Raw genomic sequence first — 23,601 nt, forward strand, 5'->3', positions numbered from 1 at the left:
CGTCCTGGTGCGGCGCTTGCCCCTTGCGCAACCGAATCGTCGAGTGCCAACCTGCATCGCGAACACGCTGTTCGTAAGACGAACAGGTCTGGCTCCGGGTTCGCCGGGCCACCGCGCACATCTCTGGAGATCCGCCTCCATGACCACGTTCCGCGAGCTCCTCCGATCCTCCGACGGGCCGGCCGTCGGCACCTTCGTCAAGATCCCCGCCATCGAGGTGGCGGAGATCGTCGGCAATGCCGGGTTCGACTTCGTCGTCATCGACACCGAGCACGCGCTGCTCTCGGTGCGCGACGTCTACTCACTGCTGGTCGTCTACTCGCGGATGGGCGTCGCGCCGCTCGTCCGCATCACCGACCACGGCTACGGCGACGCGCAGCGCTACCTGGACGCGGGCGCGGCGGGGATCCTCGTGCCGCACGTCTCCAACGGGGTGCAGGCGGGCGCCGCCATGCGCCAGTTCCTGTTCCCGCCCGCGGGCACCCGCGGCATGGGGTACGCGTCCCGCGCCGGGCTGTGGGGGACGTTGCCGGGCGGGCCTGCCGAGTACGTCCGCGCCGGCCAGGAGGACGTGGTCCGGATCGCCATGATCGAGGAGCGGGAGTCCGTCGACGACATCGAGGCGATCCTGGCCGCCCCGGGCGTCGACGGGGTCTTCATCGGCCCCGGTGACCTCTCCCTGTCGATGGGCGAGCCGATGGGCTCGCCCGCCGTCCACGATGCCGTCACCGCGTGCATCGAGGCGGCGGTGACGGCAGGTGTCCCGGTCGGGACGCTGGTGCAGGGCGAGGACCAGATCCGGCTGCGGGCCGAGCAGGGCTGCCGGTTCCTCCTCGTCGGGAACGACACCGGAATGCTCACCGCGGCCGCCCGGCAGACCCGTTCGACGGCCCGCGTCGCGCTCGCCCCGCCGCCCGCTCCCGCCACCGTCGACGAGAAGGGCTGACCCCTGTGGCCTACGCGAAGGACGACCCGCGATCCGCACTGGCGACGTCCGGCGCAGCACCGGGCGTCGCGCCGGGTGCCGGCGTCGCCGCTCCCCAGTTCCTCGACTTCTCCCTGCTCCCGCCGGACGCGGTGTCACCCGCCGGCAGCTGCCGGTGGATCGTCCGTGGCCAGAACTTCGTGCTGATCTACACGGAGCCGGCCGCGGGCGACCTGGTCTGGGAATCCACGCTGGGCGCCGAGCAGGTGGTGCTGCTCATCAACGAGAACAGCGCCGTCCGCGGCACTGCCGGCGACGACGGCCCGCACGAGGTGAGTGGACCCGCGCTGGTCGTCGTGCCGCCGGGGCACAGCGCGATCACGAGCACCGGAACCGGCCCGATCGTGGCGCTCCTGCAGTCGGACGAGGCCGAATGGGCCGCGAAGGCGTCCAACGCCGCGGAGTACGCCGTGGCGCATCCGCACGTCGCGCCGCTCGAACCCTGGCCCGAGCCGGTGGGCGGCTACCGGTGGCGGACCTACCCCATGTCCGACGTGCCGGACGAGCCCACGCGCTTCGGGCGGTTGTTCCGCACCCGCTCCTTCATGGTCAACTTCTTCGCGCCGACCAGCGGCCCGCGTGACCTGTCGAAGATGTCGCCGCACTTCCACGACGACTTCGAGCAGGCCAGCCTGGTGGTCGAGGGCAGCTACATCCACCACATCCAGACCCCGTGGGGCACCGACGGCAGGCAGTGGCGCCCCGAGGACCACGCGCAGGTCGGCAGCCCGTCGCTGACGATCATCCCGCCGCCGACGGTCCACACCTCGCAGGGCATCGGGTGGCGGACCAACCATCTGATCGACATCTTCTCCGGCCCGCGCCGTGACTTCTCGGCACGGCCAGGGTGGGTGCTCAACGGCGACGAGTACCCGGTTCCGGTCGACTGATCCTCAGCTCGTTCCCGACTCGGCCGATCCGTCTTCAGCGTTGAAGGAGATTCGTCATGTCGATGAGCACCTCCGGCCCGGCCGAGGTGACGGACCCCGCCTTCCGGATCCAGCGGAGGCGCGCGATCCTGAGTGCCTGGGCCGGTTTCGCCGTCGACTCGTACTCGATCTACATCGCGTCGACGGTGCTCCTGCCCGCACTCATCTACTTCCAGGGCGACATGTCCCCGGAGACCAAGTCGGTGTTCGCCGGGATGACGCTCGCGGCGACCCTGCTCGGGCGGCCGCTCGGTGGTCTGATCTTCGGGCACTTCGCGGACCGGCTGGGTCGCCGGCGCATCGGGTCCATCACGATCTTCGGGTTCGGCGGGATCTCGCTGCTGATCGCCTGCCTCCCCGGTGCCGAACTGATCGGGGCGGTTCCGGCGACGACCCTGCTGCTGGCGCTCCGTTTCGTGGAGGGGATCTTCCTGGGCGGCGAGTACACGGCGGCCACCCCGATGGCGCTCGAGTACGCGCCGCCGCGCCGCCGCGGTCTGATCGGCGCGCTGATCCAGTGCTCCGCCAGCGGCGGGCCGCTGCTCGTGGCGATCGCCATGGTGCTGACCCTGCTCGTGGCACCCAGTGGGGGGCTCGACTCGCCGTACGTGCAGTGGGGGTGGCGCCTGCCGTTCATCCTCGGCTTCGTCCTGTCCTTCCTGGTGGCCTGGTTCCTGCGCCGCAAGGTCGAGGAGTCGGCGATCCAGAAGGAAGCGGTCGCCGAGGTCGGCGCGCGGGCGAAGTCGCCGGTGCTGATGATCCTGCGGGGCAAGGCGGGCCGGGCGTTCGTCCAGGCGTGGGTGATCATGATGGGCGTCTTCTTCGTCGTGAACCTGACCGGCAGCGTGATCCCCCAGTTCCTGCTCGGGAACGAGGGCTACACGCCCGCGGACCTGGCCAACACGCAACTGGTCACCTCGGCCGCCATGGTGTCCTACGTCTTCTTCGGATGGCTGAGCGACCACATCGGCCGGAAGCGGGCGTTGTACCTTGCCACGGCGCTCACGGTGGTGGTGTACCCCGTGGTGATTACCCTGCTCGGCTCGGGCGCGGTGGAGGGGTGGTGGAACCTGACCCTGCTCGCGCTCGCCGCGCACCTCGTCACCGTCGCCCCGCTCGGCGTGCTGCCCGCTTACATCAACGAGCGGTTCGCGACCACCGTGCGATCGACGGGATGGGGCGTGGCCTACGGTACCGCGGTCATCATCCCGTCGTTCTTCTCGTACTACATGATCTGGCTCGGTGCTCTCGTACCGTTCGTCTACACCGCGGGCATCCTGGCCGTCTTCGGCGCCGTCCTCATCCTCGTGGCCACTGCGAGCGGCCCCGAGACGCGGGGGATCGACCTGCGCACGGCGGGCTCGGACGCGGACCGGGAGGACGGGCCGCCGTCGCTCGGTGCGACGCCGTCCGTGGCAACGGGCACCTGAGATCCGCAGCGAAGGAGCAGAGATGATGTCCGCCGGCCGTAGCGTCGTACCCACCTACGAGGAGCTGACCCGGCGGGTGGACGCCCCACCGGGGTCGTCGTGGGGGGTGTTCGGCCCGCACGACCAGCTCGGCACGCTCAACTTCCTGACCGAGGAGGGCACCGCGGCCGCGGCCGGGCTGGTGCGGCGGGGCACGACGTTCAACCTCGACTACCCGCTCAACACGTTCGTGCCCAGCCTGGCCGGCACGCGCCCGCCCACCGAGCACCACATCTTCGCCAACAACCCCAACCACCGCGACGACTGGGTCGACTCGTTCTACCTGCAGTCGACGTCCCAGGTGGACGGCCTGCGCCACATCCGCCATCCCCGCCACGGCTTCTACGGCGGGGTCGCCGACGACGCGGTCGAGGTGGGCAGGCCCGACCTGGGCATCCAGCTGCTGGCCGAGAAGGCCATCGCCGGACGCGGGGTCCTGCTCGACGCCGTGGCCTACCACGAGAGCATCGGCGATCCACTGGAGTTCGCCACGATGACCAGGTTCACACCCGGCGACCTGGACCGCATCGCCGAACACTGCGGCGTGACGATCCGCCCCGGCGACATCGTGCTCCTCCGCACCGGTTACGCCGAGGCCTGGGTGGAGCTCACCCCCGAGCAGCGTGCCGAGCGGGGCGGCGGCGGGACGGGCCTCGACCAGTCCGATGACATGCTCGCCTGGCTGTGGGACCGCCGGATCGCCCTGATCGCGTCCGACAACGGTGGCCTGGAGTCCTTCCCGGTGAACCCGTCGTCGGGCTGGGTCGACCCGGACGAGCCGCCGCCACCGCGCGGCCCGTCGCACAACGGGATGATGCACCGCCCGCTGATCGCCCTGCTCGGCATGATCATCGGCGAGCTGTGGAAGCTCGACGAGCTCGCGGCGGACTGCGCCGCCGACGGCATCTACGAGTTCATGGTCACGGCGAAGCCGCTGAACCTGGTGGGCGGGGTCGGGTCACCGCCCAACGCCATCGCCATCAAATGAGTGCCGACCGCGTGGGTGCCGACCGCTCGGGCAGCACCGGGGAGATCCAGGCGGTGCAGCGGGTCGGGCAACTGCTGGCCCTGTTCACCGTCAACCGGCCCCGGCTGACGGTGGCCGAGGCGGCGTCCCTACTCGGGATGAACCGGAGCACCGTCAGCCGCTACTTCGGCTCATTGGTGCTGGCCGGCGTCCTGGAACGCTCGCGCGAGGAGCACACCGCCTACGAACCCGGGCGGCTCGTGCTGCAACTGGGCGCGGTGGCGCAGGGTCAGCGCCGGGTTCTCGACCTGGCGCCGAGCCACATGCGCCGCCTCTCCCGCGAGACCGGGTTGACCGTGGTGCTCTCGCTCTGGGGATCGGCAGGCCCTGTCGTGTCCTCGGTCAGCGAGATCGGCACGAACCCGATCCTGATCACGGTGCGGGTCGGCACCACGCTCGACATGGACTCGGCGCAGGGCCACCTGTTCCTGCGCTTCTCCGCCGACCACGACGTGGTCTCGAAGTACTGGGAGAGCCTCGACCCGGTCGAGCGGCGCCGCGTCGAGGCCGAGGTGACCGCCGCGGGCGAACTCGGCCTGGCCCGCGCGCACGCCCCGATCGGCATGTCCATAATCGCCGCGCCGGTGTTCGACGATCACGACATCGCCGCCACCGTCGCGGTGGTCGGCACGCTGCCGTTCGACGCCACGACCGCCAGGGAACTGCGCCGCGCGGCGTTCCGGATCACGTCGGACATGGGCGGAGCCGACGTCTGGCGGGCGCTGATCCCCGCCGACGTCGACGCGGACGCCGACGACGTCACGCACCCCGTGGAGGCGTCGTAGTGGCAGGTCGGTGGTCCGGACGGCCCACCAGCGGGCGGTCGCTGTTGCCTTCTGGTCAACGGTTGGCACCGTTCTCGTCGTCTTCGCGACGGCCGCCGCACCGTATGCTTCGGTGAGATCGCTGGCCGGGTCGCATTCGTGTGAACATCGCTTCCGCGGCGTCCGGCCAGTGCGCGCACCAGCTCTTTTCTGGGCACTGCCGATTCGGCCGGTCAGCGTTGACGGAGGCTTGCAATTGTCGCGGAACGTGCAAACAGGGATTTCCACGAAAAGCTCGGTGCGACCACTCGAGGGCATCCGGGTCGTCGACTTCGGTCATCACGTGGCCGGGCCGCTCGTGGCCGTGATGCTCGCGGACCAGGGCGCCGACGTCATCCACGTCGACCGGCCCGGCGCGCCGGGGTCGGACGAGCCTGCCGACGCCTTCTACAACCGCGGCAAGCGGCGTATCACGCTCGACCTGGCCGATCCGGCCGACCTCGACGTCGCCCGCCGCCTCGCGGTCCGGGCCGACGTGCTGGTCGAGAACTTCCGCCCGGGCGTGATGGACCGGTTCGGACTGGGCTGGGAGCACCTCCGGGAGGCCGCGCCACGGCTCGTGTACCTCTCGCTGCCGGGCTTCGCACCCGAGGACCCGCGGGCCGGCCTGCCCGCGTGGGAGGGCCTGGTCGATGCGGCCACCGGCAACTGCCACGTCCGCGTCGGTGAGGCCCCGGACGGTTGGGACGACAGCGTCCCGACCTACAGCAGCGTCCCGGTCGCGTCCGACTTCGCCGCGTTCCTGGGCGCGGTCGGGGTGGTCGGCGCGCTGACCGAGCGCCACCGCTCGGGCCTGGGACAGCGGGTCTCCGTCCCGCTGTTCGACGCGATGTTCGAGGCGATCGGCGCAGCAGGCGCGTACGTGACGGAACGCGGGCTCTCCCCGCAACTCCCTCTCGCACAGCACGGGAGCGGCACCTACGCCTGTGCCGACGGCCGCTACGTGCAGTTCAACCCGATCGGCGCGACCCCCCGGTTCCTCACCTGGTTCCTGCAGGAAGCCGGACGGCCGGAGTGGACAGCGGCCGGCGAGGAGAACGGCGAGGAGAACGGCGTCGTGCTCCGCAAGCGGCTGACCGAGCTCTTCGCCACCCGCACCGCGTCGGAGTGGGAAGAGCTCGGGCGTTCGGCCGGAGTGCCCCTCGCCCGGATCCGGACCAGCGAGGAATGGCTCGCCACGCCGCACGCGCGCGCATCCGGGATGATCACCCGGCTCGACGATCCCCGCCTCGGCCCGACGTGGATGGCGGGAGTGCCCCTGCACGCCGGTGACGACCAGGACGAGAACGGCCTGGACCATCCGCTGCGGCCACGCCATCTCCCGGACGCCGACCGCGCCGACGTCCTGCGCGAACTCAGGGAGGAGGCCGCGGGTGGAGCACCCGCGACCGTGGCGGGACGACGGGACCTCCCGATGAGCGGCCTGCGGGTCCTCGATCTCACCCAGATCCTCGCCGGGCCGACCTCGGGGCGGCTACTGGGCGAGCTCGGCGCCGAGGTCATCAAGATCAACGCTCCCCAGCGGCGCATCGCCGCACACGGCGTCGTCAACCGGGGCAAGCAGACGATCCTGCTCGACGTGGAGAACCCGGCAGGTCAAGCGGTCTTCTGGAAGCTCGTCGAGGACGCCGATGTCATCGTGCAGAACTTTCCGCCCGGCACCGCCGAGCGCTACGGCATCGGGTACGAGAACGTGCGCGCCCGCAAGCCCGACATCGTGCACGTCTCGGTCAGTTCCTACGGCGGGATCGGCCCGTGGACCCACGGGCGGGGCTACGAGACCCAGGGCCAGGCCGTCACCGGGATCATGGCTCGCGCGGGTGGGCCGGGCGGGCGGCCCGCGGTGCTCGGTCCCTACAACCTGCTGGACTACGGCACCGGGGTCCTCACGGTGTTCGCCGCCGCGCTGGGGATCTACCACCATGCGGTGACGGGCCGCGGGCTGCGGTTGCGCACCTCGCTGGCGCAGACCGGGACCTATCACCAGGCGGCCCACCTGCTCGACCACGAGGACGCCGTGCACGGGACCGAACCCGCCGGGCCCGGCGCGCTGGGCGAGGGCCCACTGATGCGGTTCTACCGGGCGAGCGACGGGTGGTTCTTCCTCGGCGCCGGCGAGGACGACCTCGACCGCGTCACGCAGGTCGCCGGCCTCGGCGGCCCGCACCGCGGATCGCTCGAGGACGTCGAGGCGCAGCTCGAGGCGTCGTTCGCGCAGCGGCAGGCGGGCGTGTGGGTCGAGTCCTTGCGCGGCGCAGGCGTGGGCGCGCACGAGGTCGTCGGCCTCGCCGCCCTCATGGAGGACGCGCTGGTGCGTGGCCGGCAGCTGAGCGTCACACAGGCCTCCGAGGAGGTCGGCGAGGTGACGATGCCGGGCCTCGCGATCGCCATGACCGCCACCCCGCCGCGGATCGGTGCCCCCGTGCGCCAGCCCGGTGCCGATGCCGTCCGGGTGCTCGAGACGGCGGGCCTCGGCAGCGCCGTGGAGTCCCTGGAGCGCCGCTGGGCGGTCCAGACCGCCGGCCTGCCCGGTGGATGGGAGTGACCGCCGGCGTGCGCGCAGCCGGGTCCGTGCAGGTGGGTGGCCCGGTCACGCGGTGGGGGAGGTCGTGCTGAGGAACGGGTGACGGTCGCCGATCCGGCCGACGCCAGGAACCGTTCCGTGCCGCCATCCATGGCGGAGGTCCGGGCACGACCAGTCGTACGACGTTGTCGACGTAGTGGAGTGGCGTAAACGATGAAAGTCTCGTCGATCCTCTCTCGCCTCCTCGGGGGGCTGATCGTGTTGTGGCTGGTGTCGGTGCTGACCTTCGGCCTGATCCAGCTCGTACCCGGCGACCCGGCCGAGATCGCCGCGGGCGACTCCGCGACGCCGGAGACCGTCGCGGCCATCCGCCAGCAGCTGGGACTCGACCGGCCGATCATCGAGCAGTACACGACCTGGTTCGGCAACGTGCTGCAGGGCGACATGGGGAGCTCCCTGTTCACCGGTGAGCCGGTGACGGAAGCGATCCTGCGCTCCGCGCCGGCCACGCTGTCGATCACGTTGCTCGCACTGGTCATCGCCGTCGGCCTCGGCGTGCCGGCCGGCATCGTGGCGGGTCTGCGACAGGGCAGCTGGTTGGACCGGGCGGTGTCGACGCTCGCGACCGTGGGCATCGCGATGCCGGGCTTCTGGGTCGGGATGCTGCTCATCCTGATGTTCGCCCTGGTGAACCCGTGGCTGCCGGCCACGGGCTACGAGCCTCTTTCCGAGGGCGTCGACCTCTGGTTGCAACACGCGATCATCCCGGCCACCGCACTCGGACTGGCGACCGGTGCCGAGCTCGCCCGCCACGCCCGCGGCTGCGTGGCCGACGTCCTGTCCCGGCCCTACATCCGCACGGCCCGGGCACGCGGTTCCGGCTCGTTCTGGCTGGTCCGCCACCACATCCTGCGCAACGCGGCGATCCCCGTCGTGACGGTCCTCGGGCTCCAGGCCGGTCGCCTGCTCGGCGGGGCGATCATCATCGAGCTCGTGTGCGGCATCCAGGGCCTCGGCACTCTCACGATCAATTCGATCCTCCAGCGCGACTTCCCGGTCCTGCAGGGCTATGTCCTGTTCGCCGCCGCCATCGTCGTCGCCGTCAACCTGCTCGTCGACGGGCTGTACGGGTGGCTGAACCCGAAGGTGCGTACCGCATGACCGCAGAGATGACACCCGGGCGGGTCGTGGACCCGCCGGCCGTCCCGGCAGATCCGGGACGGTGGGCCCGCGCGATCCGCACACTCCTGCGAAGGCCCTCCAGCCTCGTGGCGCTGTCCTTCGTCCTCCTGCTGGTCGTGCTCGCGGCGCTGGCGCCGTGGATCTCGCCCCAGGACCCGAACGAGCAGAACCTGTCGGCCGCGTTCGCGCCCTACTCCGCGGAGCACCTGCTCGGTGGCGACGAGCTGGGCCGCGACGTCGCGAGCCGGCTGCTGCACGCGATCCGGCTCGCGCTGCTCGCCCCCCTGATCTCGGTCGGCGTGGCGCTCGTACTCGGGGTGCCGAGCGGGCTGTGGGCCGGTCTGCGCCGCGGCGTCGCCGACACGGTGCTGAGCCGGATCGCCGACACGCTGCTGAGCCTGCCCGGCATGGCGTTCGCGCTCGCGATCGTGGCGGTCGTCGGGCCCGGGCTGGTGAACGTGATGGTCGCGCTCGGCGTCGTGTTCACCCCGAGCCTGTTCCGGGTCGTCCGGAGCGCGGCGATGTCCGTGGCGGAGGAGCCCTACATCGACTCGGCACGGGCGATCGGCTCCTCGACGAACCGGATCCTCTGGGTCCACATCCTGCCCAACGTGGCGGCTCCGCTGCTGGTGCAGGCCACGATCCTGATGGGGCTCGCGCTGCTGGCCGAGGCCGGCCTGAGCTTCCTCGGCCTCGGCGTCCAGCCGCCCGACTCCAGCTGGGGCTCGATGCTGCGCACGGCCTACGACAACCAGTTCAGGGCGCCGCTGGCGGTCCTGCCACCCGGCATCGCCGTGGTCCTCACGGTGCTCGCGTTCAACACCCTCGGCGACACGATCCGCGACGTCATGTCCGCGAGGTGGCGTCGATGAGCCCCGAGGTGACACGCGGGGCGGGTGACCCGCTGCTGGCGGTGGACGGGCTGACGATCGACCTCACCGGGCACGGGGGCCAGCAGGGCCTGGTGCAGGACGTGACGTTCGCGGTCCACGGCGGCGAGTCCGTGGCGCTCATCGGTGAGTCCGGGTGCGGCAAGACGATGACGGCGATGGCCGTGCTCGGCCTGCTCCCCGGCGGGTTCACGGTGACGGGCGGGAGCATCCGCTTCCAGGGCCGGGACCTGCTCGCCTGCAGCGAGCGCGAGATGCGCTCGGTGCGCGGCCGGTCGATCGGCGCGATCTTCCAGGAGCCGATGAGCAGCCTGAACCCGACGATGCGGGTGGGCGACCAGATCGCGGAGGTCCGGCGGCTGCATTTCCGGGAGAACCGGAAGGTGGCCCTGCGGCGGGCGCGTGAGCTGCTCGACCGGGTCGGCATCCCCGACGCCGAGAAGCGGCTGGCGTCCTACCCGCACGAGCTCAGCGGCGGGATGCAGCAGCGGGTGATGATCGCCTCGGCGATCGCGTGCGACCCGGAGCTGGTGCTGGCCGACGAGCCGACGACCGCGCTCGACGTCACGATCCAGGCCGAGATCCTCGAGCTCCTGCGGGACCTGCGGCGGGAGCAGGGGATCGCCGTCCTGCTCGTCACGCACGACCTCGGCGTCGTCGCCGACTTCTGCGACCGCGTGGTGGCGATGTACGCCGGGTCCGTCGTCGAGCGTTCCGACGTCGAGCGGCTCTTCGGGGAGCCCGCTCACCCCTACACCAGGGCGCTCCTCGACGCCGTCCCGCACACCGGGCGGCCGCGCACCGTCCTCCCGGTCATCCAGGGCCGGGTCCCGGCGGCCGGCCAGTTCCCCACGGGGTGCCGGTTCGAGCCGCGGTGCGCACACGGCGGGCACGACCGGTGCTCCGTCCCGCAGCACGAGGCCTCCCTCCAGGACGGCCGGTACACCCGGTGCGCCCGCATCGCCGACGGAGACCTCGTTCTTCCCGAAGGGAGGGCCCGATGACCGGCACCGGTGAGAAGGCCAGGAGGGACGAGCTGCAGGTGCCCGTCACGGGCAGCGGTTCGCTCACGGCACGCGGGCTCTCCAAGTCCTTCCCGCTGTCCCGGAACGCCCTCGGCCGCCCGACCACGCACGTCCGTGCGGTCGACGGCGTGGACATCGACGTCACGGCCGGCACCACGGTGGGCGTCGTCGGCGAGTCCGGATCGGGCAAGTCCACGCTCGGCAGGCTGGTCTCGCTGCTGGAGCGGCCGGACTCCGGCTCGGTGGTGCTCGACGGCCAGGACGTCACCCGGCTGCGGGGCAAGGCCATGTCGGCGCTGCGGACGCGGCTGCAGGTGGTCTTCCAGGATCCCTTCGGGTCGCTGGACCCGACGAAGTCGGTCGGGCACGCCGTCGCCGAGCCGCTGGTCGTGCACCGCAGGATCCGGCGGTCCGGGATGCTCGGCGCCGCCGAGGATCTGCTGTCCCGGGTCGGGCTCGACCCGGGGCTCGCCCGCCGGTACCCGGAGCAGCTGTCCGGCGGCCAGCGCCAGCGCGTCTGCATCGCCCGCGCGCTCGCGCTGGAGCCGTGGCTGCTGGTCGCGGACGAGCCCACGTCGGCACTGGACCTGTCGACGCGGTCGGAGATCCTCAACCTGCTGCTCGGCCTCCAGGAGGACGTGGGCCAGTCGATCCTGCTGGTCTCGCACGACTTCGCGACGGTGCAACACCTGGCCCACCGCGTCGCCGTCATGTACCTCGGCCGCATCGTCGAGGAGGGCCCGACCCACGAGGTGGTGAACAACCCCCTCCACCCCTTCACCCGGGCGCTGCTGTCCGCGGTGCCCGTGCCCGACCCGGTGGTCCAGCGCACCCGCCGGCGCATCGTGCTCCACGGGGACGTGCCGAACCCGGCGAACCCGCCGTCGGGTTGCCGCTTCCGCACCCGCTGCAGCGAGGTGATGCCCTCGTGCTCGTCGATCGACCCGGTGCCGGCCGAGGTCCGGCCCGGCCACCGCGTGGCCTGCCTGCTGCATTCCGGTGCCGGTGTACCCGTGCCGGATGTCGAGACCCCGAGGACCCCCACATGAGAACTTCCTTCCCCCGAGTGTTCGGCGCCCTGCTCGCGTTCGTCCTCGCCGTCTCGCTCGCCGCGTGCAGCAGCGGCTCGCCGGAGGGCTCCGGCGGTGCGGGGGACGGGCAGGCCCGGTTGACGATCGGCGCGGCTGCCATTCCCGCGTCCCTCGACCCGCGCAAGTCCGCCCCGTACGAGGCGTTGTGGGTGGGTCTGCTCTACGACTCGCTCGTGGACCGGAAGCCGGACGGCACCTTCGCGCCGGGTCTGGCCGAGAGCTGGACGTTCTCCGACGACATGCGCGTGCTGGACCTGACCCTGCGCAGCGGGGTGACGTTCCACGACGGTGCCCCGTTCAACGCGGAGGCGGTGAAGGCGAACCTCGACGCCGCCAAGACCGGCGCCACGAACTTCACGAACTACCTGGCGAACGTCGATAGCGTCGACGTCGTCGACGACACGCACGTGCGGCTGAACCTGTCCGAGGCCGGCGCCCCGACCCTGGGAACGTTGGCCGGCGAGGCCGGCATGATCATCAGCCCGCAGGCGTTGTCCCGGGACGATCTCTCGACCAGCCCGGCGGGCACGGGCCCCTTCACGCTCGACAGCTTCGTCGGATCCAACCTGAAGTTCACCAAGTGGGACGGCTACTGGAACAAGGCCGCGGTGAAGATGCCGGGGATCGACGTCACGGTCTACATCGACGAGAGCGCCCGGGTGCGGGCGCTGCGGTCCGGGCAGGTCGACGTGGGGTTCATCCAGCCGAACCAGCTCGAGGAGGTGCGTGCCGCAGGCCTGGAGATCACCAGCGCCGGGACGGCCGACTTCTGGGGCGTGATCGTCAACACCGGCAAGGCCGAGTTCGCCGACCCGAAGGTCCGCCAGGCGATGATGCTCGCGCTGGACCGGCCGTCGATCTCCCAGAACCTGTTCGGCGAGGGCTGCGTCCCGAGCGCGCAGCCGTTCCGGCCCGACGACTGGGCCTACGCCCCGGGCATCGACGACCTTCCGGCGGCGCAGTACGACCCGCAGCGCGCCAAGCAGCTGCTGGCCGAGGCCGGGTACCCGAACGGGTTCTCGTTCGAGCTGCAGACCGGAACGATGCAGACCTGGACCCAGATGGCCTCCGTGCTGCAGGCGCAATGGGGTGAGATCGGGCTGACGGTGAACGTGCGGCCGATGGAGAACGTCCAGTTCGTGACCGCGCGCCGGGACGGCGAGTTCGAGTCGACGGTCTCGACCTACCAGTCCGCGCGGCCGGACCAGAGCGAGTTCGTCAAGACGTTCTACCTGCCGGGCGGCTTGTTCAACCCGTCGGACTACGACCTTCCGGGGGTGGCCGAGCTGCTCGCCGAGTCCTCGTCCAGCCCCGACGTCGAGGTCCGCAAGCCTCCGATGCACAAGATCATGACCGATATCCTGAACGACGGTCCGCCGGTGATCCCGATCTGCACGCGTACCACGTTCTACGCGCACCGGGACAACGTGCACGGCCTGGTGGTCTCGCCGTTGTTCGACTCGGACCTGGTGGACGTCACGGTCGATTCGCGATGAACCGCACCTCCACCGGCATCCGGTTCCGGCAGCGCCCTTCCCGTCTCGTCGCGGCGATGCTGACGTCGCTCCTCGCCGTCTCGCTCGCCGCGTGCAGCAGCGGCTCGTCCGAGGGTTCCGGCGGCGCCGGGGACGGGCAGGCCCGGTTGACGATCGGCGCGGCCGCCGTTCCCGCGTCCCTCGACCCGCGGAAGTCCTCGCCCTACGACGCAATGTGGGTGGGTCTGCTCTACGACGCGCTCGTCAACCGGGCTCCGGACGGCACCTTCGCGCCGGGGCTGGCCGAGAGCTGGACGTTCTCCGACGACATGCGGGTGCTGGACCTGACGCTGCGCAGTGGGGTGACGTTCCAGGACGGCGCGCCGTTCAACGCCGAGGCCGTCAAGACGAACCTCGACGCTGCGCTCGCCGGTTCGACCAACTTCACGAACTACCTGTCGAACGTGGAGAGCGTCGAGGTCGTCGACGACATGCACGTGCGGTTGAACCTGTCCGACGCCGGCGCCCCGACCCTGGGAACGCTGGCCGGTGAGGCCGGCATGATCATCAGTCCGCGGGCGCTGTCGCAGGACGACCTGTCGACCAGCCCGGCAGGCACCGGCCCCTTCACTCTCGACGGCTTCGTCGGCTCCAACCTGACGTTCACCGGTTGGGCCGGCTACTGGAACCGGGACGAGGTGGATCTGTCCGGGATCGACGTCACGGTGTTCCTCGACGAGAGCGCCCGGGTGCGGGCCCTGCGGTCCGGGCAGGTGGACGTCGCCTTCATCCAGCCGAGCCAGGTCGCGGAGGTGCGGTCGGCAGACCTTTCGATCACCAGCGCGCCCACGGCCGACTTCTTCGGTCTGATCGTCAACACCGGCAAGGCCGAGTTCGCCGACCCGAAGGTCCGCCAGGCGATGATGCTCGCAGTGGATCGTCCGGCGCTGGTGCAGAACGTGTTCGGCGAGGGCTGCGTCCCGAGCGCGCAGCCGTTCCGGCCCGACGACTGGGCGTACGCCCCGGGGATCGACGACCTGCCGGCGGCGCAGTACGACCCGCAGCGTGCGAAGCAGTTGTTGGCCGAGGCCGGGTTTCCGAACGGGTTCTCGTTCGAGATCCAGACCAACACGATGCAGACCTGGACCCAGATCGCCTCGGTCCTGCAGGCGCAGCTGGGTGAGATCGGCGTGACGGTCTCCGTGCGGCCCATGGAGAACGTCCAGTTCGTGACCTCACGCCGGGACGGTTCGTTCGAGTCGACCCTCTCGACCTACCAGTCCGCGCGGCCGGACCAGAGCGAGTTCATCAAGACCTTCTACCTGCCGGGGGGTCTGTTCAACCCGTCCGGCTACGACCTGCCGGGGGTGGCCGAGCTGCTCGCCGAGTCCTCGTCCAGTCCCGATCTCGAGGTCCGCAAGCCTCCGATGCACAAGATCATGACCGATATCCTGAACGACGGTCCGCCGGTGATCCCGATCTGCACGCGTACCACGTTCTACGCGCACCGGGACAACGTGCACGGCCTGCAGGTTCCGCCGCTGTTCGACGCGAACCTGGCGGACGTCACGGTCGACTCGCGATGAGCAGTACCGCGATGGCCCTCGGTTCAGCCGAGTTCGGTCGCCGCGGGCGCGGGAGTGGGCGTGATCGCGGCGGGTTGCGCCTCGTCGAGCAGCCAGTTGCGGAATACCGAGAATGCGCGCCGGCGCGGTCTGTGGGCCGGGTGGAGGAGGTAGAAGTCGAGATTCTGACCGCGCGCGTCGAATGGGATGACGAGCGTTCCCGCGGCGATCTCCGGCTCGACGAAGGACCGCGGCGCGAGCGCCACGCCCTGGCCGGACGCCGCTGCCCGGTAGGTCAGGCTGGTGTCGCTGAACCGGGACCCGCGGGTGGCGTCGATGCCCGTGATGCCGGTGCTGAGGAGCCAGTTCTGCCACAGCTGGGGGGAGGCGACGGAGCGCAGGAACCCGTCGCTCGGCACCCTGCGGAGGTCGCCGGGCTCGTTCAGGCGGTACTCGTCCTTGAACTCGGGACTGCAGATCAGCACGATCACGTCGCTGACCACCAGATCGAGGTCGAACTCCTCCCCGGGCAGGTGGCTGTTCGGCCGGATCTCCGCGTCCACGTCGAACTGCCCGAAGTCCTCCGGCCGGCTGGAGGTGACCAGCTCCAGCTCGACCCACGGCTGGCTCCGGTGGAAGCGGGCGAGCCGCGGGACCAGCCAGTTGCTCGCGAAGAGGGTGAAGGACCGCACCTGCAGCGTCTCCTCGCCGCGCCAGCGGCCCGTGACCTGGCCGGTGGCCTTCGCGATCTCCGACAGGTGCCGCGAGGTGGCCTCGAGGTAGCGGGCGCCCACGTCGGTGAGCTGGATGGTGCGGCCCTCGTGGCGGAACAGCGACACACCGAGCCACGACTCCAGCACGCGGACCTGGCGACTGACGGCACCCGGGGTGACGACCAGCTCCTCCGCCGCCGCCCGGATGCTCCCGAGCCTGCCTGCCGCCTCGAAGCTGCGCAGCGCGTTGAGGGGCGGAAGCTGCATCGGTGCATCCCTGCCATCCACCCGTGGAGTCTCGGCGATCGGCCACGGTTCCGTCAACGGGTGCTCAACTGTTTCCCGGAGCTCAACGGTTGGTGCAGTTCTCGTCGCTGGTGCCTCCCTTTCCTGGTCGTAAACTACTGAATAGCAAGCGAGCTGATGAGGTAGCCGTCGGCTTCCTTTTCGGAAAGGCTGGAGAAACGATGACAGCGCCGCCGACGTCCTGCGACATCCTGATCCGCAACGGGCACGTCCTCGACCCCGGTTCCGGCCTCGACGGGCGGATGGACATCGCCATCGCCGGAGGCCGGATCAGCGCGATCGGCCCCGATCTGGACGTGACCGGGGCGAAGCGGGTGCTCGAGATGCGCGGGGACGACCGGTACGTGGTGCCCGGCCTCATCGACATCCACACGCACGTGGCGCACGGCGCCACCACGGCCGGAGTGGGGATGGGCTGCTGCGATCCCGACGAGATCGGCGTGCGCTCGGGCGTCACCACGGTCGTGGACTGCGGCTCGGTCGGTGTCGCCAACCTCGGGGTGTTCCCGGTGCACGTCCTGCCGCGCGCACGCACCCGGGTGGTGGTCTACGTCAACGCCGGGAGCCACGCGCACACCATGCCGGGGTGGGCCGACATGGCGAGCCTCGACGAGATCGACGATCGCGCCATCGCCTCCTGCGTCGAGCACAACCCCGGGCTCGTCGAGGGGGTGAAGCTGCGGCTGGTGGGTGACATCGTCACCGAGGCGGGCGAGGAAGTGATCAACCGGTCCAAGAAGGTCGCGCGGGAGCACGGTGTGCCGCTCATGGTGCACATCGGAGACTTCCGGGCGGCGGAGCGGCCACGCCCGGACCGGATGGGCGAGGTCACCCGCCACCTGCTGGAGGCGCTCGAGCCGGGCGACATCCTCACCCACCTCTGCACACCGAACATCGGTGGCGTCATGGACGACGCCGGCGCGACGCTGCCACTGCTGACCGAGGCCCGCGCCCGGGGAGTGGTGCTCGACCCCGCCCTCGGGCTGGGGAACTTCGGCTACGCGATCGCCGCCGAGCAGGCGCAGCGCGGGCTGCACCCCGACACGATCAGCAGCGACCTGACGGCCGGCGGGCAGAGCTTCCAGAGCCTCGTCGAGTGCATGGCGAAGTTCATGGCCATCGGCTACTCGTTGCGGGAGGTGGTCGCGATGACCACCGGGCGCGCGGCCGCGGCCATCGGCAAGCAGGACGAGATCGGGGCTCTCGCGGTCGGCCGGGAGGCCGACATCACCGTGCTCGACCTGGTGCGCGGCGACTTCGGCTTCGTCGACACCACGAAGGCGAGCTTCGGGGGCGGGTACGGGATCGTGCCCGTCGCCACGGTGCGGGCCGGCGAGCTCGTCGCGCCCGGCTGGGGCCCGCATCCGTGGGGCTGGCTGCCCGCCGACGCGGCGGAGGTCGCGCGATGACCGGCGAGCGACCGGCAGGCGACCTGCGGTTCACCGCGTCCGACACCTGGGCGCAGGTTCCGCCGGAGTTCGCGTACCGCGACGTCGCGGCCGTCGACGTCGCCGCCGACGACGACGTCTACCTGCTCACCCGGGACCGCAACGGAGTGCTCGTCCTCGACTCCGCGGGCGGCTTCCGGGCGGCATGGGGCGACGGGATCTTCACCACGCCGCACGGGCTCACCCTCGCCCCCGACGGCACCGTGTACTGCGTCGACTGCGGCGACCACAGCATCCGCCGGTTCACCCCGGACGGGGAACTGATCCAGACGATCGGCACCCCCGGGTCGGCCACCGACACCGGGTACCGGCCCGGACCCGGCGCCGTCGTGCACGCGAACGAGACGGTCCGGCGCGCCGCCGGGCCCTTCAACGGGTGCACGAACCTGGCGATCGCCCCCACCGGCGAGCTGTACGTGTCCGACGGGTACGGCAACTGCCGCGTGCACCGGTTCACCGCGGACGGGGAGCTGATCGGGTCGTGGGGCGCGGTGGGGTTCGGCCCCGGGGAGTTCCGCCTCCCGCACGGCATCTGCGCGACCGCGGACGGCCGCATCCTCGTGGGCGACCGGGAGAACGACCGCATCCAGGTGTTCGACCTCGACGGCACGTACATGACGGAGTGGACCGACGTCCAGCGGCCCACCGACCTGGCCGTCGACCGGGATGGCCTGATCTACGTCGCCGAGCTCTGGCGGCCCCGCGGCAACGCGTCGTTCACCCGCGGAACGACGTCGGTGGACCTGCCGGGCCGGGTGACGGTGTTCGACCCGCGCGGCACGGTGGTGGCCCGCTGGGGCGCCTCGACCGTGATGCGGGACGGGCTCGGCAACTTCGTCGCCCCGCACGGCATCGCGGTCGACTCCCACGGCTCGGTCTACGTGGGGGAGGTGACGGGGTCGTTCGGGATCAAGCCCGGTCGCGTGCCCGACAGCATGGCCGGACACCTGCTCCAGAAGTTCACCCGCACCACGTGATCGGGGGCTGACGCCCCGCGACGCCACACCGTGACGTCATACCGTGCCGGCCCCCAGCCGGAACCACCCACCGGGCAGCGACTGCTGCGCCGGCAGGCAGTGCTGCGCGCCGGGAAGCCCCGGCGCCTCGACGAGGAGGAACCCAGCGATGAAGCGCAACGACGGACGGATCCGGACCTCGCACGGCGGCAACCTCCCGCTGCCCGCCGACCTGAACGCCATGCTCGCGACGCCTGAACGCGACGAGCCGGCGGTCCGGAGCCGGCTCGCCGACGCCGTGCAGGAGGTCGTCGACCGCCAGGCCGAGAGCGGCGTCGACGTCCTGAACGACGGCGAGTACGTGAAGGCGGGCGCGGCGGGCGCCTACGCGGGGTACATCCATGCGCGGGTCACCGGCTGGGAGCGGCGGACCGGGGACACCGCCCCGCCGGCCAAGCGCGCGGGGACCGCGGAGCGCGACCGCCACCAGTTCCCCGGGGTCTACGGGTCGGGCCTGTGGATGTCGGGCTCCGGTGGCCCGGTCCGCCCCGGTTTCGCGACACCGGGCGCGGTCCCGCAGAGCAACAGCGTGCGGGTGTGCGTGGAGCCGGTGCGCTACGTGGGGCACGACGCCATCGCGTCGGACATCACCGCCCTGCAGCACGCGCTGAAGGGCCGCGACGGTGACACCGAGGGCTTCATCGCCGCACTCGGACCGCTCAGCCTCGGCGCCTCGGCGGTCAACGAGCACTACTCCTCGGAGGAGGAGTACCTCATGGCGGTGGCCGAGGTGGTCCGGGAGGAATACCGGGCCATCACCGACGCGGGCCTGATCGTCCAGGTCGACGAGCCGGAGTTCCTGACGACCTGGACGTTCTACCCGGAGTGGGAGGTCGCCGACCTGCGCCGCTACCTGGAGATGGCCGTCCGGGTGATCAACCACGCCCTCGAGGGCATCCCGGTCGAGCAGGTCCGCTTCCACTCGTGCTGGGGGAGTGGGCACCGCCCGCACACCACGGACATCGAGCTGCGCCACGTCGTGGACCTGCTGGTGCGGGTGAACGCGCAGTGCTACGCCGTCGAGTCGGGCAACGTCCGGCACGCTCACGAGTGGCGGGTCTGGGAGGACGTCGCCCTCCCGGAGGGCCGGATGGTCATGCCCGGGGTGGTCAGCCACGCCACGGACCTCGTGGAACACCCCGAGCTGGTGGCGGAGCGGCTGGCGAACTTCGCGAGCGTGCTCGGGCGGGAGAACGTCCAGGCGGGCACGGACTGCGGCATCGGGTCCCGGGTCGGTCACGAGGAGATCGTCTGGGCGAAGCTGCGCGCCCTCGGGGAGGGCGCCGCGCTCGCGAGCTCGCGGCTCTGGCCATGAGGTTGCTGCACGACACACGAAGGGCGATCTCCGATGCTTGTTGACTTCCGACCGCACACCCGCCTGCGCGGTACGCAGCCGGTGGACCTGACGGCCTCGCTCGTCCCCGTCGTGGAGGCGCTGGGCGAGGGCGCGGTGGACCTGGCGAAGGTGCGCGTGGTGTCGGACTGGGTGCAGTACCGCGAGAACTTCCGCGACGTGGTGGACCTGCGCCCGATCCTGCACTCGGCACCGTCGGCCGCCGGTGCCGGCGGCGCGGTCCCGGTTCCGATGGGGGTGCGCGAGGACGACCTCGAGGTCGCCGTCGACGTGCGGCGCAGCCATGACGTCGCCCTGAAGGAGCTGACCGCCTCGCTCTTGCGCAGTGCCCCCGACCGCGTGGTGCTGGAGGGGTGGGGGCGGGGGAGCGAGAGCATCGTCTGGGACTTCAACGCGCTCTACTGGTCGGCGCTGGAGCTGTGGGAGAAGGCGACGGGGCGCGGGTACGAGCAGGCGCTCCCCGGCGGGGAGAGCGATGCCCGCAACCGCGAGGCGGCGCACGAACTCATCGACGGGCTGTTCGCGGTGTGGGATCGGCTGTCGGAGTCCAACGCGCTGCCCGACGAGCTCTACGTGGTCGAGCTCGGGGTGGGCAACGGCGGCCAGGCGAAGGTGTTCCTCGACGAGTTCCGCAAGCGCGACCGGGAGCACGGGCGCGGCTACTACCGGCGCCTGCACTACCTCATGTGCGACTACTCCCAGCACGTCCTGGATCTGGCGCGCGAGACGGTGGCCGAGCACATCGCGCACGTCAGCTCGTTCGCGCTGGACGCCACCCGGCCCCGCACGTCGCTGGGGTTCCTGCAGTACAAGGTATTCCTGGTCTACGTCTCGAACGTCTACGACAACCTGCCCACCGACGAGGTGGCCCACCTCGGGGGCCGCACCTACTGCGTGCAGACGCGGGCCTACCTGCCGGCCGCGGAGGCCGCGGAGCTGGCCGGCTCGGTCGCGGCGACCACCGAGGAACTGCCCGCGCTGGTGCAGAAGCTGCTGCGGCTGGGGCCTGCGCTCCTTCCCGAGGTCGCCCCGGCGCAGTTCCCCGACGTCGACTCCGCGGTGGCGTTCTGGCGGCGCACCTGGTCGGCGTTGCGGCAGGAGGAGCGCTACGTCCCCCTGCTCGGGCTGGACACCTACCCGCTCACGCCCGTGACGGGCGGGGCCGGGCAGATCCCGCTGAGCGGAGAGCTGCTGCGCCCGCTGCTGGAGTCGGGCGCCGACGTCCGGATGCACGTCAACAACGGGGCGCTGGCCAGCTTCGTCGACAGCCTGATGCTGCTGCACCCGTTCGGCACCCTGGTCTGCCACGACCTGTTCGTCACCGACATCGGGGGCTACCGGACGCATTTCCGCGGCCCCGGCAAGTACGACGGCTCGGTGGTGAACTGGGTGAACGGGCCGCTGCTTGCGCACGTGGGCCGCCGGCGCGGCTTCGACGTGGCTTACGAGCGGTTCCGGCACCGCAGCGGCGGCAACATCGTGACGATGACCGCCCAGGTGCGGGACTGAGCGCCGACATGGACGGTCTGCCCCTGCTGCCCACGACGGTCGTCGGCTCCTACCCCGTACCGGAGTGGATGGAGCGTCTGAAGACCGAGTACTTCCGCGGCAAGATGAGCCACGCCCAGCTGCAGGACGTGCACGACATGGCGATCAAGGCCGCGCTGCGCGACCAGGAGCTGGCCGGGATCGACATCGTGTCCGACGGCGAGCTGCGCCGGGACAACGACCTGGACTACTTCGTCGCCCGCATGCCGGGCGTCGAGATCGCGCACACCGCCAAGGACTTCTACTTCGACTACTACGACACCCGGGTGAGCGCGCCGCTGCAGGCACCGGACGGCCGGGTACCGCTCGGGCTCGCCGACGACTTCGCGTTCACCGCGTCGCAGACGACGCAGCCGATCAAGTTCTCGTTCACCGGGCCGTTCTCACTGTCCCGGCGGCTGTCCAACGAGGCCTACCCCGATCGCCGGGACCTGGTGCTCGCGATCGCCGGGATCCTGAACGCCGAGGCGCACGCGCTGGCCGCGCGGGGCGCGCGGCTGCTGCAGATCGACGAGCCGTTCCTCGCGGGCCACCCGCACGAGGTGGCCACGGCGGTCGAGGCGATCAACGTGGTCACCGCCGGCGTCGACGTCACGTGGGGACTGCACGTCTGCTACGGCAACCGCTACGCCCGGCCCTCGTGGGAGGGCCACTACGACTTCCTGTTCCCCGCCGTGATGGACGCCGCCGTCGACCAGCTCGTGCTCGAGTTCGCCCGCAAGGGCTACGACGACCTGACCGTCGTGGCGAAGCACGGGTGGGACCGCGCGCTCGGCGTGGGTGTCGTCGACGTCAAGAGCGGCCAGGTCGAGAGCCCCGACCTGATCGCGTCCCGCATCCGCGGGGCGCTCGAGCTCGTGCCCGCCGATCGCCTGGTGATCAACCCGGACTGCGGGCTGCGCAACCTCAGCGGCCCCGTCGCGCGGGCGAAGCTCGCCGCGATGGTGGCAGGCACCGAACAGGTCCGGCGCTCGCTCGCCGGCGCCTCCTCCGAAGAAGGAGCACCGTCATGACCCAGTCCGACCCGCACGAGTACCTGTTCACGTCCGAGTCGGTGACCGAGGGGCACCCGGACAAGATCGCCGACGCGATCTCGGACGCCGTGCTCGACGCCGCGCTCGCGAACGACCCGTACTCGCGGGTGGCGTGCGAGACGCTGATCACCACCGGGATGGTGGTGCTGGCCGGGGAGATCACGACCCCGCAGCACCTCGACTACACCCAGATCGTGCGCGACACCGTCAACCGCATCGGCTACGACGACGGTCGCTACGGCTTCGACGGGCACAACTGCGCGGTACTGGTGGCGCTGGACAAGCAGTCCCCGGACATCGCGCAGGGCGTCGATCAGGCCCACGAGCACCGGGGCAGCCGCTCCGACGACGAGCTCGACCGGGCCGGGGCCGGCGACCAGGGGATGATGTTCGGCTACGCCACCGACGAGACGCCCGAGTTCATGCCGATGCCGATCGCGCTGGCACACCGGCTCTCGCGCCGGCTCGCGGCCGTGCGCAAGGACGGCAGGCTGGGATACCTGCGCCCGGACGGCAAGACGCAGGTGTCGGTGCGCTACGTCGACGGCGTGCCGGTGGCCGTGGAACGGGTGCTGGTGTCCACCCAGCACGGCGAGGAGGCCACGAACGAGCAGATCCGCGAGGACCTGTGGAACCACGTGGTGGCCGCCGAGCTCCCGACCGACTTCTACGACGCCGACGAGCTGCGTTCCAACCTGCTGGTCAACCCGACGGGCCGGTTCGTGATCGGCGGTCCCGTGGGGGACGCGGGGCTGACCGGCCGCAAGATCATCGTGGACACCTACGGCGGGTTCGCCCGCCACGGCGGCGGCGCCTTCTCGGGCAAGGACCCCTCGAAGGTCGACCGGTCGGCGGCGTACGCGGCCCGGTACGTGGCCAAGAACGTGGTGGCCGCCGGCCTGGCCTGGCGCGCCGAGGTGCAGGTGGCGTACGCGATCGGTGTCGCACGCCCGGTGTCGTTGCTGGTGGAGACGTTCGGCACCGAGCAGGTGGACCGACGGCTGATCGAGAAGCTGGTGGCCGAGCACTTCGACCTGCGGCCGGCCGCGTTCCGCGGCTACCTCGACCTGCACCGGCCGATCTACTCGCCGACCGCGGCGTACGGCCACTTCGGGCGCACCGACCTCGATCTGCCCTGGGAGCGCACCGACCGCGCCGCGGCGCTGCGCGACGCCGCCGGCCTCACCGCCTGAGAG

The 23,601-nt window shown here is 71.2% G+C and carries 19 protein-coding genes; 18 read left to right on the top strand and 1 reads right to left on the bottom strand.

Annotated features, from left to right (window positions below; genetic code table 11):
- Window positions 1-139: 139 nt before the first annotated feature.
- From CFP66_RS18170 to CFP66_RS18225, 12 genes are all read left to right on the top strand, one after another.
- On the top strand, window positions 140-946 hold the full coding sequence (locus CFP66_RS18170) for an HpcH/HpaI aldolase/citrate lyase family protein (protein ID WP_094925730.1): 807 nt from the start codon (window positions 140-142) through the stop codon (window positions 944-946).
- A gap of 5 nt (window positions 947-951) precedes the next feature.
- Complete coding sequence (locus tag CFP66_RS18175; RefSeq protein WP_198961529.1) at window positions 952-1,875, top strand: hypothetical protein; 924 nt, start codon at window positions 952-954, stop codon at window positions 1,873-1,875.
- Between the two features lie 56 nt (window positions 1,876-1,931).
- Window positions 1,932-3,344 carry an MFS transporter gene (locus tag CFP66_RS18180; RefSeq protein WP_094925733.1) on the top strand — a complete coding sequence of 471 codons (1,413 nt, stop codon included), beginning with the start codon at window positions 1,932-1,934 and terminating at the stop codon, window positions 3,342-3,344.
- A gap of 22 nt (window positions 3,345-3,366) precedes the next feature.
- Window positions 3,367-4,371 (top strand): cyclase family protein, encoded by a 1,005-nt coding sequence (locus CFP66_RS18185; protein ID WP_094925736.1) that lies wholly within the window; start codon window positions 3,367-3,369, stop codon window positions 4,369-4,371.
- Window positions 4,368-5,195, top strand: a complete 828-nt coding sequence (locus CFP66_RS18190; RefSeq protein WP_094925739.1) for an IclR family transcriptional regulator — start codon at window positions 4,368-4,370, stop codon at window positions 5,193-5,195. Before CFP66_RS18185 ends, CFP66_RS18190 begins: the two co-directional genes overlap by 4 nt.
- A gap of 277 nt (window positions 5,196-5,472) precedes the next feature.
- Window positions 5,473-7,779 (top strand): CaiB/BaiF CoA-transferase family protein, encoded by a 2,307-nt coding sequence (locus tag CFP66_RS18195; protein WP_158228137.1) that lies wholly within the window; start codon window positions 5,473-5,475, stop codon window positions 7,777-7,779.
- Between the two features lie 192 nt (window positions 7,780-7,971).
- Entirely contained in the window at window positions 7,972-8,919 is a 948-nt protein-coding gene (locus tag CFP66_RS18200) for an ABC transporter permease (protein ID WP_094925745.1), read from the top strand.
- Entirely contained in the window at window positions 8,916-9,812 is an 897-nt protein-coding gene (locus tag CFP66_RS18205) for an ABC transporter permease (RefSeq protein WP_198961530.1), read from the top strand. Before CFP66_RS18200 ends, CFP66_RS18205 begins: the two co-directional genes overlap by 4 nt.
- Window positions 9,809-10,834, top strand: a complete 1,026-nt coding sequence (locus tag CFP66_RS18210; RefSeq protein ID WP_094926235.1) for an ABC transporter ATP-binding protein — start codon at window positions 9,809-9,811, stop codon at window positions 10,832-10,834. Before CFP66_RS18205 ends, CFP66_RS18210 begins: the two co-directional genes overlap by 4 nt.
- Window positions 10,831-11,904, top strand: coding sequence for an ABC transporter ATP-binding protein (locus tag CFP66_RS18215; protein WP_094925748.1), 1,074 nt, complete (start codon window positions 10,831-10,833; stop codon window positions 11,902-11,904). The genes CFP66_RS18210 and CFP66_RS18215 overlap by 4 nt, the downstream gene beginning before the upstream one ends.
- Window positions 11,901-13,442, top strand: a complete 1,542-nt coding sequence (locus CFP66_RS18220; protein WP_094925751.1) for an ABC transporter substrate-binding protein — start codon at window positions 11,901-11,903, stop codon at window positions 13,440-13,442. The genes CFP66_RS18215 and CFP66_RS18220 overlap by 4 nt, the downstream gene beginning before the upstream one ends.
- Window positions 13,439-15,007 (top strand): ABC transporter substrate-binding protein, encoded by a 1,569-nt coding sequence (locus tag CFP66_RS18225; protein WP_094925754.1) that lies wholly within the window; start codon window positions 13,439-13,441, stop codon window positions 15,005-15,007. Before CFP66_RS18220 ends, CFP66_RS18225 begins: the two co-directional genes overlap by 4 nt.
- Before the next feature lie 23 nt (window positions 15,008-15,030).
- On the opposite strand, the gene CFP66_RS18230 is transcribed toward CFP66_RS18225, so the two are convergent.
- On the bottom strand, window positions 15,031-15,966 hold the full coding sequence (locus CFP66_RS18230; protein WP_094925756.1) for a LysR substrate-binding domain-containing protein: 936 nt from the start codon (window positions 15,964-15,966) through the stop codon (window positions 15,031-15,033).
- Between the two features lie 200 nt (window positions 15,967-16,166).
- Between CFP66_RS18230 and CFP66_RS18235 the strand changes: the two genes are divergently transcribed.
- The 6 genes from CFP66_RS18235 (at window position 16,167) to metK (ending at window position 23,598) form a co-directional block, all read left to right on the top strand.
- On the top strand, window positions 16,167-17,414 hold the full coding sequence (locus CFP66_RS18235) for an amidohydrolase family protein (protein ID WP_094925759.1): 1,248 nt from the start codon (window positions 16,167-16,169) through the stop codon (window positions 17,412-17,414).
- Entirely contained in the window at window positions 17,411-18,430 is a 1,020-nt protein-coding gene (locus tag CFP66_RS18240) for a peptidyl-alpha-hydroxyglycine alpha-amidating lyase family protein (RefSeq protein ID WP_094925761.1), read from the top strand. The genes CFP66_RS18235 and CFP66_RS18240 overlap by 4 nt, the downstream gene beginning before the upstream one ends.
- 148 nt (window positions 18,431-18,578) lie before the next feature.
- Complete coding sequence (locus tag CFP66_RS18245) at window positions 18,579-19,784, top strand: hypothetical protein (RefSeq protein WP_094925764.1); 1,206 nt, start codon at window positions 18,579-18,581, stop codon at window positions 19,782-19,784.
- Between the two features lie 33 nt (window positions 19,785-19,817).
- The gene (locus CFP66_RS18250; protein ID WP_094925766.1) at window positions 19,818-21,332 is read left to right on the top strand and encodes a hypothetical protein; all 1,515 of its coding nucleotides are present in this window, start codon (window positions 19,818-19,820) and stop codon (window positions 21,330-21,332) included.
- Between the two features lie 8 nt (window positions 21,333-21,340).
- A complete protein-coding gene (locus CFP66_RS18255; RefSeq protein WP_094925769.1) occupies window positions 21,341-22,384 on the top strand; it encodes a hypothetical protein in 1,044 nt (347 codons plus the stop codon).
- Window positions 22,381-23,598: a methionine adenosyltransferase gene (gene metK / locus CFP66_RS18260; RefSeq protein ID WP_094925772.1), complete on the top strand. Its 1,218-nt coding sequence runs from the start codon at window positions 22,381-22,383 to the stop codon at window positions 23,596-23,598. Before CFP66_RS18255 ends, metK begins: the two co-directional genes overlap by 4 nt.
- The last annotated feature ends 3 nt before the right edge of the window (window positions 23,599-23,601 follow it).

Source organism: Pseudonocardia sp. MH-G8 (assembly GCF_002262885.1).
Taxonomy (GTDB): Bacteria; Actinomycetota; Actinomycetes; order Mycobacteriales; family Pseudonocardiaceae; genus Pseudonocardia.

What these genes read in the sequence shown, in the direction of transcription:
- CFP66_RS18205 (WP_198961530.1), top strand. Translation starts at nt 8,916, where the DNA reads ATGACCGCAGAGATGACACCCGGGCGGGTCGTGGACCCGCCGGCCGTC.
- CFP66_RS18180 (WP_094925733.1), top strand. Translation starts at nt 1,932, where the DNA reads ATGTCGATGAGCACCTCCGGCCCGGCCGAGGTGACGGACCCCGCCTTC.
- CFP66_RS18225 (WP_094925754.1), top strand. Translation starts at nt 13,439, where the DNA reads ATGAACCGCACCTCCACCGGCATCCGGTTCCGGCAGCGCCCTTCCCGT.
- CFP66_RS18215 (WP_094925748.1), top strand. Translation starts at nt 10,831, where the DNA reads ATGACCGGCACCGGTGAGAAGGCCAGGAGGGACGAGCTGCAGGTGCCC.
- CFP66_RS18240 (WP_094925761.1), top strand. Translation starts at nt 17,411, where the DNA reads ATGACCGGCGAGCGACCGGCAGGCGACCTGCGGTTCACCGCGTCCGAC.
- CFP66_RS18170 (WP_094925730.1), top strand. Translation starts at nt 140, where the DNA reads ATGACCACGTTCCGCGAGCTCCTCCGATCCTCCGACGGGCCGGCCGTC.
- CFP66_RS18220 (WP_094925751.1), top strand. Translation starts at nt 11,901, where the DNA reads ATGAGAACTTCCTTCCCCCGAGTGTTCGGCGCCCTGCTCGCGTTCGTC.
- CFP66_RS18235 (WP_094925759.1), top strand. Translation starts at nt 16,167, where the DNA reads ATGACAGCGCCGCCGACGTCCTGCGACATCCTGATCCGCAACGGGCAC.
- metK (WP_094925772.1), top strand. Translation starts at nt 22,381, where the DNA reads ATGACCCAGTCCGACCCGCACGAGTACCTGTTCACGTCCGAGTCGGTG.
- CFP66_RS18230 (WP_094925756.1), bottom strand. Translation starts at nt 15,966, where the DNA reads ATGCAGCTTCCGCCCCTCAACGCGCTGCGCAGCTTCGAGGCGGCAGGC.
- CFP66_RS18210 (WP_094926235.1), top strand. Translation starts at nt 9,809, where the DNA reads ATGAGCCCCGAGGTGACACGCGGGGCGGGTGACCCGCTGCTGGCGGTG.
- CFP66_RS18190 (WP_094925739.1), top strand. Translation starts at nt 4,368, where the DNA reads ATGAGTGCCGACCGCGTGGGTGCCGACCGCTCGGGCAGCACCGGGGAG.
- CFP66_RS18200 (WP_094925745.1), top strand. Translation starts at nt 7,972, where the DNA reads ATGAAAGTCTCGTCGATCCTCTCTCGCCTCCTCGGGGGGCTGATCGTG.
- CFP66_RS18185 (WP_094925736.1), top strand. Translation starts at nt 3,367, where the DNA reads ATGATGTCCGCCGGCCGTAGCGTCGTACCCACCTACGAGGAGCTGACC.
- CFP66_RS18255 (WP_094925769.1), top strand. Translation starts at nt 21,341, where the DNA reads ATGGACGGTCTGCCCCTGCTGCCCACGACGGTCGTCGGCTCCTACCCC.
- CFP66_RS18245 (WP_094925764.1), top strand. Translation starts at nt 18,579, where the DNA reads ATGAAGCGCAACGACGGACGGATCCGGACCTCGCACGGCGGCAACCTC.
- CFP66_RS18250 (WP_094925766.1), top strand. Translation starts at nt 19,818, where the DNA reads ATGCTTGTTGACTTCCGACCGCACACCCGCCTGCGCGGTACGCAGCCG.